This window comes from Acinetobacter sp. V89_4 (assembly GCF_029967875.1).
GTDB classification, from domain to species: domain Bacteria; phylum Pseudomonadota; class Gammaproteobacteria; order Pseudomonadales; family Moraxellaceae; genus Acinetobacter; species Acinetobacter oleivorans.
Genome location: NZ_JASCAI010000028.1, coordinates 375,371 through 391,446 on the forward strand (window position 1 = coordinate 375,371; position 16,076 = coordinate 391,446).

Consider the following 16,076-nt stretch of genomic DNA (forward strand, 5'->3'; position numbering starts at 1 on the left):
ACTTCTCCACACTTACTCCACACTTTAGTGACGATTGCTACACACTCATCAAAAATAATGTCAGCATCGAAAACTCACTTGGTTTGGACAGTATGCAAAAGCATCTTTTACTTCCTTTATTTTTATCTATTGGGCTGATATTACAGGGGTGTGGTTCACAAGAAACGGCTCAAGCTGAGCCAGCACCAGCGAAAGTAAGTGTATTAAGCATTCAATCGCAATCAGTTAATTTTAGTGAAAATCTTCCTGCACGCGTACAAGCATTCCGTACTGCTGAAATTCGACCGCAAGTCGGAGGAATTATTGAAAGAGTTTTATTTAAACAAGGTAGTGAAGTTAGAGCAGGCCAAGCTTTATATAAAATTAATTCTGAAACCTTTGAAGCAGATGTAAATAGCAATAGAGCTTCACTTAACAAAGCTGAGGCAGAGGTTGCGAGACTGAAAGTTCAATTAGATCGCTATGAGCAGCTCTTACCAAGTAATGCAATTAGTAAGCAAGAAGTGAGTAATGCTCAAGCTCAATATCGTCAGGCTCTCGCTGATGTTGCGCAAATGAAAGCATTGCTCACCAGACAAAATTTGAATCTGCAATATGCAACTGTTCGAGCGCCGATTTCTGGTCGTATTGGGCAATCTTTTGTCACTGAAGGCGCATTGGTTGGTCAAGGTGATGCGAATACCATGGCCACAATCCAACAGATTGATAGAGTCTACGTCGATGTAAAACAATCAATTAGTGAATACGAGCGTCTACAAGCGGCTTTAAAAACTGGTGAGTTATCTGCAAACAGTGAAAAAACGGTTCGTATTTCTAATAGCCACGGACAGGAATATAACGTCACAGCAAAGATGTTGTTTGAAGATATTAATGTTGACCCTGAAACAGGTGATGTGACTTTCCGTATTGAAGTGAATAATACCGAGAGAAAACTACTTCCGGGTATGTATGTGCGAGTCAATATTGACCGAGCTTCTATTCCACAAGCCTTGTTAGTTCCAGCTCAAGCGATTCAGCGCAATATCAATGGTGAGCCTCAGGTCTATGTGATCAATGCAAAAGGTTCGGCTGAAATTCGTCCTATTGAAATTGGACAGCAATATGAACAGTACTATATCGCCAATAAAGGCTTAAAAGTCGGTGATAAAGTCGTTGTTGAAGGTATGGAGCGTATCCAGCCAAATCAAAAACTTGCAATGACGACGTGGAAAAAGCCTGCATCAGAAAATAGTGCTTCAAATGTAGAAACAAAACCTTCTACAAATCAAGGAGCTCAACCATGATGTCTCAATTTTTTATTCGACGTCCTGTTTTTGCATGGGTGATCGCGATATTTATCATATTGTTTGGGTTACTGAGTATTCCAAAATTGCCGATTGCTCGTTTCCCTAGTGTAGCGCCTCCTCAAGTAAACATTAGTGCGACTTATCCGGGAGCAACAGCAAAGACCATTAACGATAGTGTTGTCACTTTAATTGAGCGAGAGTTATCGGGTGTAAAAAACCTACTTTACTATAGTGCGACAACCGATACTTCGGGCACAGCAGAAATTTCTGCCACCTTTAAACCGGGTACAGATGTCGAAATGGCTCAGGTCGATGTCCAGAATAAAATCAAGGCTGTTGAAGCACGCTTACCACAGATTGTGCGGCAGCAAGGTTTACAGGTTGAAGCATCATCTTCGGGTTTCTTGATGCTGGTGGGTATTAACTCTCCTAATGGCCAATATTCAGAAGTAGATTTAAGTGATTATCTGGTTCGAAATGTCGTAGAAGAACTAAAGCGTGTTGAAGGCGTTGGTAAAGTCCAATCTTTCGGTGCAGAGAAGGCTCTACGCATTTGGGTCGATCCAAATAAATTGGTTTCTTATGGTTTATCAATTAGTGATGTAAACAATGCAATTCGTGAAAATAATGTTGAAATTGCACCGGGGCGCCTAGGTGATTTACCTGCAAATAAAGGTCAACTGATTACGATTCCATTGTCAGCGCAAGGTCAGCTATCAAGCGTAGAGCAATTTAGGAATATCAGCTTAAAAAGCAAAACCAACGGAAGTGTAATTCGTCTGTCAGATGTCGCAAATGTTGAAATCGGATCACAAGCCTACAACTTTGCTATTTTAGAAAATGGTAAACCGGCTACCGCTGCCGCAATCCAGTTAAGCCCGGGCGCTAACGCCGTAAAAACAGCAGAAGGTGTTAGAGCAAAAATTGAAGAATTAAAGTTGAACTTACCAGAAGGCATGCAGTTTAGTATTCCTTACGACACCGCGCCGTTTGTTAAAATTTCAATTGAAAAGGTAATTCATACATTACTTGAAGCGATGGTTCTGGTTTTCATTGTGATGTATTTGTTCTTACACAATGTACGCTATACGCTCATTCCAGCCATTGTTGCACCTATTGCTTTGCTCGGTACTTTTACCGTGATGCTGCTTGCCGGGTTTTCGATTAACGTACTCACCATGTTCGGTATGGTGCTCGCCATCGGTATTATTGTCGACGATGCGATTGTCGTCGTTGAAAACGTCGAAAGGATTATGGCGACTGAAGGATTAAATCCTAAAGAAGCAACATCTAAGGCAATGAAAGAGATTACCAGTCCTATTATTGGTATTACCTTAGTCTTGTCTGCTGTGTTTTTGCCAATGGCTTTTGCGAGTGGTTCGGTCGGGATCATTTATAAACAATTTACGCTGACCATGTCGGTGTCTATTTTATTCTCGGCTTTATTGGCACTCATTTTAACACCTGCACTTTGTGCAACCATTTTAAAACCAATTGATGGTCATCATCAGAAGAAAGGCTTCTTTGCATGGTTTGACCGTAGCTTTGACAAAGTGACGAAAAAGTATGAATTGATGCTACTTAAAATCATCAAACATACTGTTCCGGTCATGATGATCTTTGTGGTGATTACAGGCATTACTTTTGCAGGAATGAAGTATTGGCCAACAGCATTTATGCCAGAGGAAGATCAAGGCTGGTTTATGACGTCTTTCCAATTACCATCAGATGCAACGGCAGAACGTACTCGAAATGTAGTGAATGAATTTGAAAATTCGCTTAAAGACAAACCCGATGTCAAAAGTAATACGACGATTATGGGATGGGGATTTAGTGGTGCAGGACAAAACGTAGGTGTTGCTTTCACGACTTTAAAAGATTTCAAAGAACGTACTTCTTCGGCAACTGAAATGACAAATGCAGTCAATGCATCAATGGCGAACAGTTCGGAAGGGGAAACAATGGCGGTACTTCCACCTGCTATTGATGAACTGGGTACATTCTCAGGCTTTAGTTTACGTTTACAAGATCGTGCAAACTTAGGTATGCCTGCATTATTGGCTGCCCAAGACCAACTTATGCAGATGGCTGCCAAGAATAAAAAGTTCTATATGGTTTGGAATGAGGGTTTACCACAAGGCGACAATATTTCTTTAAAAATTGACCGTGAAAAGCTTAATACCCTGGGTGTTAAATTCTCAGACGTTTCAGACATCATTTCAACCTCAATGGGGTCAATGTATATCAATGATTTCCCTAATCAGGGTCGTATGCAACAAGTGATTGTACAAGTTGAAGCTAAATCACGTATGCAACTCAAAGATATCTTGAACTTAAAAGTGATGGGTTCGAGTGGTCAATTGGTTTCTTTGTCTGAAGTGGTAACACCTCAATGGAACAAAGCACCGCAACAATATAATCGTTATAACGGACGACCATCTTTAAGTATTGCCGGCATTCCTAACTTCGATACATCTTCGGGTGAGGCGATGCGTGAAATGGAACAGTTGATTGCTAAGTTGCCTAAAGGCATTGGTTTTGAATGGACAGGCATTTCTCTACAAGAAAAGCAGTCTGAATCTCAAATGGCCTTTTTACTTGGTTTATCAATGTTAGTGGTGTTTCTAGTGTTGGCTGCACTCTATGAAAGCTGGGCGATTCCACTTTCTGTGATGTTGGTTGTGCCACTTGGTATTTTCGGTGCAATCATTGCCATTATGTCGAGAGGTCTAATGAATGACGTCTTCTTCAAAATTGGACTCATTACGATTATTGGTCTATCCGCAAAGAACGCCATCTTGATTGTTGAGTTTGCGAAGATGCTAAAAGAAGAAGGCATGAGTTTGATTGAAGCCACAGTTGCAGCAGCCAAACTTCGTTTACGACCAATCTTGATGACTTCTCTTGCTTTTACATGCGGTGTAATTCCTCTAGTCATTGCAACAGGTGCAAGTTCTGAGACTCAACATGCTTTAGGTACTGGTGTATTTGGGGGCATGATCTCGGCAACGATTCTAGCTATTTTCTTTGTTCCCGTGTTCTTCATCTTCATTTTGGGCGCCGTAGAAAAGCTATTTTCATCTAAGAAAAAAATCTCATCTTAAGTTAAATGCGTCAGGGGAAATACTCCATTTCCTCTGATGCGTCCTATGCTCAACTCATTTTATTATTTGGAGAATACTATGTCGAAAGTGGCAATCGTATCTCGTGGACTCGTTGTTTCTGCACTTTCTGTTGCACTCGTCGCATGTGTAAATATGCAAGCACCACAGCCGACAGCGATTTCTCATATTCCTCAAAATTTTGCTCAGAATTCCTCAGGAACCACCATTGCGGAGAAAAGTTATAAAGAGTTTATTTCTGACCCTAAATTATTACAGGTCATTGAAATAGGGCTAAACAATAATCGGGATTTACGGACTGCTACGCTTAATATTGAGCGTGTACAGCAACAATATCAAATCACAAAAAATAGCCAGCTCCCGACTATTGGGATAACTGGAAATGCAGTGCGGCAGGTTAGCCCATCTATTAACCCCAATAACCCAGTTTCTACATTTCAAGTGGGCTTAGGAATGACTGCCTATGAGCTAGACTTTTGGGGTCGTGTTCAAAATTTAAAGGATGCAGCATTAAATAACTATCTTGCAACTCAAAGCGCGAAAGAAGCTGTACAAATTGGTCTAATCAGTAACATCACGCAGGTCTGGTTAAATTATGCTTTTGCACAAGCCAATTTAAATCTTGCTGAGCAGACTTTAAAAGCGCAAGTCGATGCTTATAACCTAAACAAGAAGCGCTTTGATGTTGGTATTGACAGTGAAGTGCCACTAAAACAAGCACAAATTTCTGTAGAGACTGCTAGAAATGATGTCGCAACTTATAAGACTCAAATTCTACAGGCAAAAAATCTACTAGATTTGTTAGCAGGTTCTCCTATTCCTGAAAACTTACTTCCAAGCGATTCAATTAAAAATATTACCCTTGAGAAGAATTTTGCAGCGGGTTTACCAAGTGATTTGTTAAATCATCGTCCAGATATTAAAGCGGCTGAATATGGGTTGCGAGCGGCAGGTGCAAACATTGGTGCTGCGAAGGCTCGAATGTTCCCAACCATAAGCCTTACTGGTTCTACGGGTTATGCATCTACTGAACTTAAAGATTTATTTAAGTCGGGTAATTTTGCATGGTCAGTTGGTCCAAGCATTGATCTACCAATTTTTGATTGGGGAACAAGAAAGGCGGGTATTAAAATTGCTGAAATAGACCAAAAAGTTGCTTTATCAGAATATGAAAAGTCTATTCAAACAGCCTTTAAAGAAGTGAATGATGCGCTTGCTACCCATGCACATATTGAAGAACGCTTAGATGCTCAGCGCCGTTTAGTTTCTGCCACATCCGCAACATATAAACTCTCAATGGCACGTTATAAAGCTGGAGTTGATAGTTATTTTACGGTTTTAGATGCACAACGTTCTGCGTACGCAGCACAGCAAGGCTTACTGGCACTTGAACAGGTCAAATTAAATAACCAAATTGAAATTTATAAAGTTTTAGGAGGGGGATTATCTAAAGAATCATAATAATTGTAATTCATATTTCTAGTTGAAGCTTGTTCCAATCTCTTAAATCAGCGCAAATGAAAAAAGAGTATCTTCAACTAGAAAACTTAAAAAACAAAATGATTATTCAATTTTACTTAAGACTTTCCTTAATTATGTAATTAAATGAAAAACAATAATTAATTAAATAATTTATAGCCAATTTCACATTGACACCTTAATTTTTGAAGATTACCATTTGCCTGCTGGCCACATTGCCAGTCGGTTTTAGCAGACCGCATAATAACTCCCGCATCAGAGCCATTCCTTCTGAGGAACAGCCTTGTGTGGTGAACTACTCGTTCCCTCCCGTAGCGGTAGGACGGGAGAGGGACACCTACGGGTGTGCTAGTTTGAGTTATTACTAGTCTGCTAACCCTCTTCCGTTCTGCCACCATAATTTAAAATGTCTGGCAGAACTCCCAATAGAAGGAGTTGGCTTTGCACATTCATTATTTCTTGGCAGTCCTTGCCAAAAGCTATAACGACACAACTTAAAAATTTAAAGCAGCTTGATCACCAAAAGGTTTTCAGGCTTTAAGTCATTACGGCTCAAAAAATTTGCATCAACAATAAAACTTGAGATGTGCCAAGCACAGTCTTACGGCTTTGCTATGCCTTTTTTCTCTCAGAAAAGTATCTCTTTTAGAAACAACAAGAATTTATAACGGTAAAACTATGTCAAATTTAGAAATCTCTTCCAAAAAATTACAGGTTATTCGTACGGCGATACGCTTATTTACCAGCCATGGTTTTCACACAGCGGGAATAGACCTGATTGTGAAAGAATCTGAAATAACCAAAACCACTTTTTATAATTACTTTGCCTCAAAAGAGCGCCTGATTGAAATGTGTATTGCCTTTCAAAAGAGACTCCTTAAAGAAGAAGTACTGTCAATTATTTACTCAAACCGTTACTACACTTCAAGCGATAAACTCAAAGAAATTGTGCGCTTACATGTCTGTTCTAATAACCTGTACCACTTATTACTCAAAGCCATATTTGAAATTAAACTCGTTTATTCGCAGGGTTACCGCATGGCGATTGAATATCGAAAATGGCTACTTCATGAGATTTTTGATCTGATTTTTAGTCTAGAAACTTGTGCAATAAAACCCGATGCCCAAATGGTGTTAAACCTAATCGATGGCTTGATGATGCAATTTCTAAGTTCCAATAGTTTGGAAGAGATAAATGTCATCCTAGAGCAGTTTTTTAAAACAAGCATTTGAATATAAAAGAATAATTTAAAAATATGGTGTGATGAGTAAATCATGAGCGCTGTGCGATCAGCCGAAAAAGTTAATGTTTTGACTTTTGGGGGAGAATATTGTTATTTTGTTTTACGTTATTCATAAATTAATTACGAATAACGTAATTAAAATGAAAATAATTGAAAGCGCAACATGGAGAAAGGATGACCATGAAAGAAGTTGCATTAAGTGATCTGATCAATCAGCAGAAAGTTGGGCGTTATCAGAAATTTATTTTGTTCACCTGTTTATTACTAATGATTATGGATGGGTATGACATTCAGTCCATGGCTTACGCAGCCCCAATGATTATAGAAGAATGGGGCGTTCATAAAACCATGCTAGGCGTTGTGTTTAGCGCCAGCTTATTTGGTTTGTTTGTTGGATCATTTTTATTAAGTTCACTTTCTGATCGTTTTGGACGCCGTCCCATATTACTGATCTCAACCTTTATGTTCTCCATATTGATGCTGGTAACACCACATGTTGGCAATATTGAGCAATTGACTGCAATCCGCTTTGTTACAGGAATTTTTTTAGGAGGTATCATGCCAAATGTCATGGCTTATAGCTCCGAAATTGTTCCATATAAATCTCGTATTTTCACCATGATGGTCATTTCTTGTGGCTATACGGTCGGGGCAATGTTGGGGGGAGGCATATCAGCCTTGTTAGTTCCTTGGGGAGGATGGCAGGCGATTTTCTATTTTGGCGGTATTGTTCCTTTAATTATTTTCTTTATCACGTTCTTTAAGTTACCAGAGTCTTTATATTTTTTAAGTGAAAATAGTAAAAATACGCCCAAGATTTTGTTTTGGTTAAAGAAGTTTTATCCTGCATTAACATTTAATTCAGAGATGAAAATCATCAATACGACTGAAGTTCAGGTTAAGAAGTCACCGCTTGAGTTATTTAAAAATAAGCGTGCGTTTTTTACCTATTCCATCTGGATCATCAGTATTTTAAATATGATCAGTCTCTATTTTCTGGCGAACTGGCTACCGACTTTGTCTAAAGAGTCAGGGCTGTCATTAAATCAGGCACTCATGATCGGCTCTACTCTACAATTGGGCGGTACGATTGGTAGTATCGTGATGGGCCTTAAAATCGATAAGACTGGGTTTTATAAAGTATTAATTCCTGTTTTTTTAGTTGCAGTGATTAGTGTTGCTTTAATTGGCTATGCTGTTAGCCATATTGTTTTATTATTTGTCATCATTTTTATTGCGGGCTTTGCGATTGTTGGTGGGCAACCTGCTATTAATGCGCTGTCTGCGAGTTATTACCCAGTTTCACTTCGTACCACTGGGGTGGGCTGGAGTATTGGGATTGCCCGTTTGGGTTCGGTCATTGGGCCGTTATTTGGTGGTTATCTTTCTCAATTTCTTGTCATTACCCATTTATTTGTGATTGCGGCAATACCTTCGTTGTTCGTTATTATCATGCTGATGATTCAGGCCAAGTACCGATCATAAGATTAACTATATACATAAAAGTTATGGAGATAATGGCTTCAAATAAGCTGATTAGATAGATTCCTAATCAGCTTATTTTCATATGTTTATTGATGACTATAAAATTTTATTTCGCCTTTGGATGGCTTAAAACTTTTGCTAAAAAGTTGATTTGTTCATCTAATAGTTTTGTTTGCCATGTTCCGCTGTAAAAATCAAAATGATCGATTGGGTATTCCGCTAATTCAACTTTACCACTTGCTAAATTAGCGGACTTGCGTGCAGCTTCAGGTGGAGCAACTTGATCATTTGAACCAACTTGTACTAGTAAAGGACACTTTATTTGACGAGCGAAATTAATCGGTCGATTTCTTGCAACTTCTAAAGCTGTACGGGCACATACTTCGTTACGCCACGTTGGTCCAGCCATCGATTTATAGGAAGTTTCTGCTCCCGGTGTACTAATCATGGCTGCCGTGCCAGGTTGCCCAACAATTGGAATAACATGTGCTTCTTGACCTAACAGTGAGCGGGCTAAGTCTTTTAAACCGTGAGCCACGGCAACTGTTAACTGCTTAAGCCCGCCGTAACGTAAGATCTGGGTAAGTGCAGCTAGCCCATCTGTAGCTGGATTCATTGATATTACAGCTGAGATTTTTGGATCTTGAGCTGCAACGACCATTACGTGTCCACCAGAATAAGACGTGCCCCAAAGTGCGATACGGTTTCGATCTACATTGGGTAAGCTTCGCACAGCTGCAATTGCTGCATGATAGTCTTCACGTTGATTTTTATAGGACACATTCTGTCTTGGAAAACCGCTAGACTCCCCAAAACTACGATAATCGAATATAAATGTATCAAAGCCTGCTTTGCTAAATGGCTCTGCAAAATGTAATAACCCTGTATCTTTTGTACCTCCGAAGCCATTTCCCATGATAATGCAGGGGCGCCCTCGAGAGCTTTTGTACTTATCGGATGTGGTCGGGATATACCAAGCCGAACATGTAATTCCTTTACTGGTAAATTTAATATTTTCCATAATGTTTACCTAATATATTTAGTCTCTTATTTAGGTTTTACTTAAATAAGAGACCTTAATTTTGAGGGTAGTATTAAGCTTTGATCTTCAATTCATCTGAATTTGACTCTGGAACAACTGCCAATTTTTTCTTAGGTAAAAGAGCAGTGAAATGTAATGCTTTATCGACAACAGGACCTTTGTTGAGCCTTTCTAAATCAAACTCATAATCATGTTGAAATTCCCATGGTCCTTCTGTTCCTGCCTTAGGGAACTGAGCTAAACCACGTTGAACATATCCCGGACTCAAATCAACAAACGGAACTCGCTTCATGTCTTGATTAGCAATCACTGGCGTAAATGTTCCGTATTTATTCTCATCCATGTAGTCAAGTAGACGGCAGAAGTATCGCCATACTAGATCTACTTTTAAGGTCCATGCGATGTTGGTATAACCAAATGCAAAGGCAAAATTTGGAATATCAGATAGCATCATAGACTTATAAATGGTGGTATCTGGATAATCGATTTTCTTACCATCGACAGTCAGTTGAATCTTGCTGAATGCCAGCATGTTTAAACCCGTTGCAGTAATAATAATATCTGCTTCAAGTGTTTTACCTGACTTCAGTAAGATTCCATCTTTAGTAAAGCGGTCAATATGATCTGTCACAACAGAAGCTTTGCCCGAAGAAATTGCTTTAAACATATCTCCATCAGGCACAACACATAAGCGTTCATCCCATGGATTGTATTTTGGCGAGAAATGAGTTGCGACATCAAAACCTTTAGGCAGTCTGCGTTTTACATCTGCAATCAGTAGGCGGCGCATCACATCTGGAAAACGGCGACTTAATTTATACATTCCTCGGCTGAGTGCAATATTTTTCTTGCGAATAATTTCATATGCACGTTGAGGCGAGAGAACTTTATTTAAAGCCAGTGCAATAGGGTCGACACTTGGCATCGCAATCACATAACTAGGTGATCTTTGAAGCATGGTGATATGTTCAACATCTTTAGCCATAGCTGGGATTAAGGTTACCGCTGTAGCTCCACTGCCAATTACGACAACTTTTTTGCCTGAATAGTTGAGGTTTTCTGGCCAGTGTTGAGGATGAACGATTTGACCTTTGAAGTCTTCGCTTCCCTGAAACTCAGGCGAATAACCATTATTATAATCGTAGTAACCTGTGCCCATAAGCAGGAAGCGCGAACGTAAGGTGACTAAATTTTTTTGGTCTTTTTGTTTGACGTTAACAGTCCAAATGCCTTCACTTGATGAAAATTCTGCACTCGTTACATAGCTGTTAAATTGAATATGTTGGTCAATACCATTTTCAGTAAGGGTTTCCTGCAAATAATCACAGATCATTTGCGCGCTACCGAAAGTCCTTTTTTCGGTCCAAGGCTTAAAACCAAATGCAAAAGACTGCATATCTGAATCGGAGCGGATGCCAGGGTAGCGGAATAAGTTCCAAGTGCCACCGATTTTTTCTCGGCCTTCTAGAATTAAAAAGCTTGAATTAGGACGATATTTCTTTAAATGGTACGCTGCGCTAATACCAGCAATCCCTGCGCCAATGATTAAAACATCAGTAGTAGTAACTTGTTCTGATGTATTCATATCTTATTCCTCTCTACAAATTTCAGTAAATTGAGCATCAGTTAGATTTTCTAAGATGATGAATTTATTAATCTTCATTTTCCCTGATCCATGGAACTGATGAACAAACGCCTTACTTAAGCTCAGTATGTTTTCATTTAAGAAGTCCCCGTCATAAAAAGGGGCTGTTCAATATTATTAATTTAATAATTACACAATGTCAATGACACAGTGTAAATGTGCTTATTTTGTTATTGAGAATTTCTAAATAATTATTTAAATATTTGAAAAGTTTGATTTTAAAAATATATAATTCTGATTGTGTTATTAAGTATAAAAATCTTCTTATTTATTTTTTTTCCAAGAATTTGTTCCACAATAGTGCATTAATGCTTGTCGAATAATTTATTAATACCTACAATGACATCGTGTCAATGAGAAATTGGATAGTATGACAACTACAAGACGTAGACCCAAACACGACCCTAAAGTTTCTGAAAATGAAATATTAAATGCTGCTGAACAGTTTTTAAGTGAACATCCTTTTCGTGAACTCAATGTAGATGAGGTCATGCGCCGAACGGGCTTAAAACGTCCAGCATTTTATGTACATTTCCGAGATAAGCATGACTTGGCCTTACGCCTTGTTGAAAATATTGGGAAAGAATTATTTACTATTGCAGATAGGTGGCTGCAAGGTGATAGTCCTCAAGAAGATTTGCGCCGTACTTTAGTTGGTTTGGTAGAAGTTTACATGCAGCATGGGCGTGTACTACGAGCTTTCGGAGAAGCAGCAGGAGGCGATGAACGTGTGGACAATGCATATCGGAGTTTAGTGCAAGACTTTATTAACGCTGCTGCTCAACATATTAAAGAAGAACAAGAAGCTGGTAGAATTAAGAAAAATTTAGATGTAGAAGAAACAGCAAAAGCACTTATCTGGCTTGAAGAAAGATATCTTTCTGAAGTTTTCGGACGTCCATCAGAAGTTGATCCAAAGGTAGCGATAAGGGTACTTCAAAACATTTGGTTATCGACACTTTATGGTGCTAATTAAAAAAATATTAACTATAAATTTATGAATGTTCAAAAGGAATTGTTCATTCATTTCTATAATTAAAAAATATATGTGTTTAATATTTAATAAAATTTTTTCAATTATTTTTTCAATCTCATTTTCCTTTTTTCTAAACATTCTTATCAGAAGCTAAATTTTTATTTTTAATTACACAGTGTCATTGACACTGTGTAATTGTTGGAGCAATATATATTCAGCTCTACGATTTCGTACGCATTGCGATAAAGCACTCAACATTTTTTCAGGGAAGAAATTATGTCTTGAGTTTGCGATAAGCCTTTTTTTTGAAAAAAAATGAATAGGCGAAAGTATGGGTACGTGGACTGAGCAATATCAAATATCAAAGGAAGGAGCATTAGATGAATAATATTCCACATGCAAATAAGTCATTCTGGTTAGCCCACTCAGGCGAATACATTCCTTCACCACCTCTTAAAGGTACTATCGATGTAGATGTGGTGATTATTGGAGGAGGGTTTACTGGATTATCTACCGCCTATCACATAAAAAAAGCCGACTCTGCTGCATCAGTGGCTGTTCTTGAAGGCGAATGTGTGGCATTTGGTGCCTCAGGCCGTACTTCTGGTTGGGTTGTGCCAGTTCCAGTACTTGACCCTACCACTGCAAAAGTACTTTATGGAAAAGAAAGATTAACTGAGCTTCAAAATTTCGCATGGAATGGTCTGGACTATGTGCAGGACCTCATCAAACGCGAAAATATGGATAGCGATTTTGAAATGCCAGGTGTGACATTTACGACACTTCGCGGCCATGAAAAAAGATTAGAGCAATTTACTCAATACTGGCACGATCAACCTCGCTCAAAAGACAGTGTGTATATGGATCGAGCTACAGTCAGCCAAGCTCTAAATAGTGATGCATTTTCTGGTGGTTGCCGAATGCCACATTCTGGACAAGTCAACCCTGTAAAGCATTCTCGAGAACTCAAGCGAATAGCTGAAGCTGCGGGCGCACAAATTTTTGAGCAAACACCAGTACTGGATATAGAAGATAAGGAAAAGTTCTTTATCCTCAAAACCCCAGAAGGTGAGGTTAGAGCCAAACATATTGTATTGGGAACAAATGGTTTTACCCATTTACTACAACCAGAATTGGGGCTTAAACGCGCACAACTTCCAATGTTTGTGTATCAGTTAATTACTGAACCTTTAACTGATGAAGATTGGAAAGCGCTTGGTTGGAAACATCGTGGTCAGTTTTATGACAAAACAACTTATTGTCCTCCAACCTGTAGAACGACTGTAGATGGAAGATTGCAATTTAACCTATGTGATATCTACGTGGGTGAAGGGCGCTCTATGGACGAAGCTCAGAAAGTGCAGTTTTATGATGCCGCTGAGCGAATGTATAAAAAGGTATTTCCTGCATTTCAGAAATTAAAAATTGCTCAACGTTGGAGTGGCGCTTGTTCTATTCCTTTTGACGTAAGGTCTCAAGTGGGCACACTTCATAATGGTCGTATTTCTTATGCCTATGGATACAGTGGTGCGGGCGTAATGATGTCACAAAATTATGGCCGAATTTTAGCTGATCTTGCATTGCAACGTAAAACGGAGCTTACCGAGCATTGGTTTGTTGCCAATGGAGAAAAAGGACATGCCAAATTTAAACGTTTCCCATTAATTCCGGGTCTCATCGCTGCGCTACGTACTTATTTCGAATACGAACGAGTATCAGCACTTTCTAGGAGAAGACGCCTTGGACTCGATTAAACAATATGATGATGGACACGTATTTACAGCGTGGGTTGCACTAATCGGTACGGTAATGGCTGCAACTTGCTTACTTTGTTTTCTTGCAGTTACAGGTTTTGATTTGCATCAAATATTTAAACCTGAATTTGCATTAACTTTGTCGGCAAAAGACCAAGCACTTTTCAGAACTTCAATGATTTCTGATTGTTTTGGTTTTTATCTTCCGTTTCTGGCTGTGGGCGTATATCTGTGGCGAAAGTTGCGCTCTTCAGGAGGGTTGTTGTCCGATATCGCTATTTTATTCCTTGTGATTTCAACCATGTTAGGTATAGCAGGGGCTGTTTTACAGGCCTCTGTGTTAGGACCACTTGCTGAAACATATATGTCGGGAAATGAAATGGCTAAACAGGCAGCGGGCACTGTTTGGGCTACCATTTCGCAAGGCTCTCAAAATGGCTTATGGCCAATGGAAGGACCGACAATCGGTTTCTGGGCAATAGTTAACGGACTACTTCTGAGAAAAAACAAATCTGCATTAGGTTTCCCATTGGTTTTGGTTGGGTTGGGATATGTTGGATTTGCTGCACTTCTTTTCTCAGGCTTTCCTAAAGTAGCCTTACTTCTTGAACTGTTTTTATTACCAGTGCAGGTCGTATGGCTAAGTCTTTTCGGTTTGGGTTTATTACGAAAATAGATGTAAAGAATTTTAGAGCCATGTTGTGAAATATGGCTCTAAACATAAAAAACTATCCTAAGGATTTTGGGAAATAACAACGAAAAAGGATATAGGTATGAATGGAATGCCAACTAATAGGACAAATCCGATTTTAATAGGAATGCTTGGCGTATTTGTGAGTAACATTAGTCACGCTTCAGCCTTGGAACAATCAGGCCAATCTATCTTGCCATTTCTAGAAAACGGTAATTATGCAGAAGCGAATTTATTTGCAGTCGATTCATCTGTTTCTGGCATAGTCAACGATAGAGCCGATCTTGTACGAGATCATCAAAGTCGTGATACAGGCGATATTGCAGAAAGTACGCAGTTCTATACAGCTGCTCTAAAGTTACAACTTACAGATCGTTTAAGTTTTGGTGTGTTATACGATCAGCCTTTTAGTGCTGACATTAAATATCCGGCACGTTCTAATAATAGTTATTTTGATAATGACGTTAGCCATCAAGGTACGTTCGTAAAAGCCGATACTCAAAATTTAAGTATGATTGTGGGTTATTCACCAGTTGAGCATTTTCAGATTTACGGTGGACCAGTTTATCAAACCGTAAAAGCAAACCTAGGTCTTCGGGGCAATGCCTATACTCAGGCTTTTAATGGCTATAATGCTAAGTTTAAACAAGAAGGCGAAGTCGGTTGGTTGTTAGGAGGAAGTTATCAATTACCTGATCTTGCCTTAAAAGCAGCGGTAACCTATCGGTCCAAAATCAAATATAAATTTCAAGTAGATGAAGATATTTATGGTGAACCACTAAAACTCGTTGAAAATGAGAAAACCAAATTAGAGACTCCAGCATCATTAAATATTGATTTTCAAACAGGCATTTCTGAACAATCACTTATTTATATGAATTTAAGATGGGTGAATTGGAAAGAGTTTGAAACACGCCCTCCGCAATATGGCGCTCTATCTGAAATTATTATGAAAGAGGCAACTGGTGGAGCTTATACCCAAGGCTTTAAGCTCGATTCTTATCAGAACGATCAATATAGTGCGACTGTCGGTCTCGCACATCAATTTACAGAAAAATGGGCTGCTTCAACAGATGTAAGTTGGGATTCAGGTACGGGTGATCCTGCGTCAACAATGGGACCAATCAAAGGTTCATGGTCGCTTGGTTTAGGTGTCCAATTTAACCCCGCTAAAAACTACTTTATAGCTGGTGGCATAAAATATTATTGGTTAGGTGATACAAAAACCGAAGATGGAACTTATTACTTGCCAATAGAAGGAATTAAACCATTCGCAGAACAGGCAGATTTTAAAGACAATCATGCAATCGCCTATGGTCTAAAATTTGGATATCGGTTTTAAATTTAAATGG

11 protein-coding genes are annotated in these 16,076 nt (G+C 39.0%); 9 read left to right on the top strand and 2 right to left on the bottom strand.

Annotated elements, in window-relative coordinates; translation table 11 throughout:
• Window positions 1-92: 92 nt before the first annotated feature.
• The 5 genes from QLG01_RS13470 (at window position 93) to QLG01_RS13490 (ending at window position 8,616) form a co-directional block, all read left to right on the top strand.
• Window positions 93-1,283, top strand: a complete 1,191-nt coding sequence (locus tag QLG01_RS13470; protein ID WP_192837024.1) for an AdeA/AdeI family multidrug efflux RND transporter periplasmic adaptor subunit — start codon at window positions 93-95, stop codon at window positions 1,281-1,283.
• Window positions 1,280-4,390, top strand: a complete 3,111-nt coding sequence (adeB, locus tag QLG01_RS13475; protein ID WP_013197863.1) for a multidrug efflux RND transporter permease subunit AdeB — start codon at window positions 1,280-1,282, stop codon at window positions 4,388-4,390. The genes QLG01_RS13470 and adeB overlap by 4 nt, the downstream gene beginning before the upstream one ends.
• Before the next feature lie 78 nt (window positions 4,391-4,468).
• Window positions 4,469-5,869 (top strand): multidrug efflux RND transporter AdeABC outer membrane channel subunit AdeC, encoded by a 1,401-nt coding sequence (gene adeC / locus QLG01_RS13480; RefSeq protein WP_013197864.1) that lies wholly within the window; start codon window positions 4,469-4,471, stop codon window positions 5,867-5,869.
• A gap of 696 nt (window positions 5,870-6,565) precedes the next feature.
• Entirely contained in the window at window positions 6,566-7,120 is a 555-nt protein-coding gene (locus QLG01_RS13485) for a TetR/AcrR family transcriptional regulator (protein WP_282496687.1), read from the top strand.
• Between the two features lie 191 nt (window positions 7,121-7,311).
• Entirely contained in the window at window positions 7,312-8,616 is a 1,305-nt protein-coding gene (locus tag QLG01_RS13490; RefSeq protein ID WP_282496915.1) for an MFS transporter, read from the top strand.
• A 106-nt stretch (window positions 8,617-8,722) separates the two neighbouring features.
• Here QLG01_RS13490 and QLG01_RS13495 read toward each other — a convergent pair whose 3' ends face one another.
• A complete protein-coding gene (locus QLG01_RS13495; RefSeq protein WP_282496688.1) occupies window positions 8,723-9,637 on the bottom strand; it encodes an alpha/beta hydrolase in 915 nt (304 codons plus the stop codon).
• A gap of 73 nt (window positions 9,638-9,710) precedes the next feature.
• Entirely contained in the window at window positions 9,711-11,243 is a 1,533-nt protein-coding gene (locus QLG01_RS13500; RefSeq protein ID WP_282496689.1) for an NAD(P)/FAD-dependent oxidoreductase, read from the bottom strand.
• A gap of 430 nt (window positions 11,244-11,673) precedes the next feature.
• On the opposite strand from QLG01_RS13500, the gene QLG01_RS13505 reads away from it, so the two are divergent.
• The 4 genes from QLG01_RS13505 to QLG01_RS13520 all read left to right on the top strand — a co-directional run bounded on the left by QLG01_RS13505 (window position 11,674) and on the right by QLG01_RS13520 (window position 16,066).
• The gene (locus QLG01_RS13505) at window positions 11,674-12,279 is read left to right on the top strand and encodes a TetR/AcrR family transcriptional regulator (RefSeq protein WP_005040635.1); all 606 of its coding nucleotides are present in this window, start codon (window positions 11,674-11,676) and stop codon (window positions 12,277-12,279) included.
• A gap of 380 nt (window positions 12,280-12,659) precedes the next feature.
• Window positions 12,660-14,033 carry an FAD-binding oxidoreductase gene (locus tag QLG01_RS13510; protein ID WP_151768692.1) on the top strand — a complete coding sequence of 458 codons (1,374 nt, stop codon included), beginning with the start codon at window positions 12,660-12,662 and terminating at the stop codon, window positions 14,031-14,033.
• On the top strand, window positions 14,020-14,709 hold the full coding sequence (locus QLG01_RS13515) for a DUF4386 domain-containing protein (protein ID WP_151768691.1): 690 nt from the start codon (window positions 14,020-14,022) through the stop codon (window positions 14,707-14,709). Before QLG01_RS13510 ends, QLG01_RS13515 begins: the two co-directional genes overlap by 14 nt.
• A gap of 97 nt (window positions 14,710-14,806) precedes the next feature.
• Window positions 14,807-16,066, top strand: a complete 1,260-nt coding sequence (locus QLG01_RS13520) for an outer membrane protein transport protein (protein WP_282496690.1) — start codon at window positions 14,807-14,809, stop codon at window positions 16,064-16,066.
• The last annotated feature ends 10 nt before the right edge of the window (window positions 16,067-16,076 follow it).

Coding starts and splice junctions, on each gene's coding strand:
- QLG01_RS13495 (WP_282496688.1), bottom strand. CDS start 9,637: ATGGAAAATATTAAATTTACCAGTAAAGGAATTACATGTTCGGCTTGG.
- QLG01_RS13490 (WP_282496915.1), top strand. CDS start 7,312: ATGAAAGAAGTTGCATTAAGTGATCTGATCAATCAGCAGAAAGTTGGG.
- adeB (WP_013197863.1), top strand. CDS start 1,280: ATGATGTCTCAATTTTTTATTCGACGTCCTGTTTTTGCATGGGTGATC.
- QLG01_RS13500 (WP_282496689.1), bottom strand. CDS start 11,243: ATGAATACATCAGAACAAGTTACTACTACTGATGTTTTAATCATTGGC.
- QLG01_RS13510 (WP_151768692.1), top strand. CDS start 12,660: ATGAATAATATTCCACATGCAAATAAGTCATTCTGGTTAGCCCACTCA.
- QLG01_RS13470 (WP_192837024.1), top strand. CDS start 93: ATGCAAAAGCATCTTTTACTTCCTTTATTTTTATCTATTGGGCTGATA.
- QLG01_RS13505 (WP_005040635.1), top strand. CDS start 11,674: ATGACAACTACAAGACGTAGACCCAAACACGACCCTAAAGTTTCTGAA.
- adeC (WP_013197864.1), top strand. CDS start 4,469: ATGTCGAAAGTGGCAATCGTATCTCGTGGACTCGTTGTTTCTGCACTT.
- QLG01_RS13520 (WP_282496690.1), top strand. CDS start 14,807: ATGAATGGAATGCCAACTAATAGGACAAATCCGATTTTAATAGGAATG.
- QLG01_RS13485 (WP_282496687.1), top strand. CDS start 6,566: ATGTCAAATTTAGAAATCTCTTCCAAAAAATTACAGGTTATTCGTACG.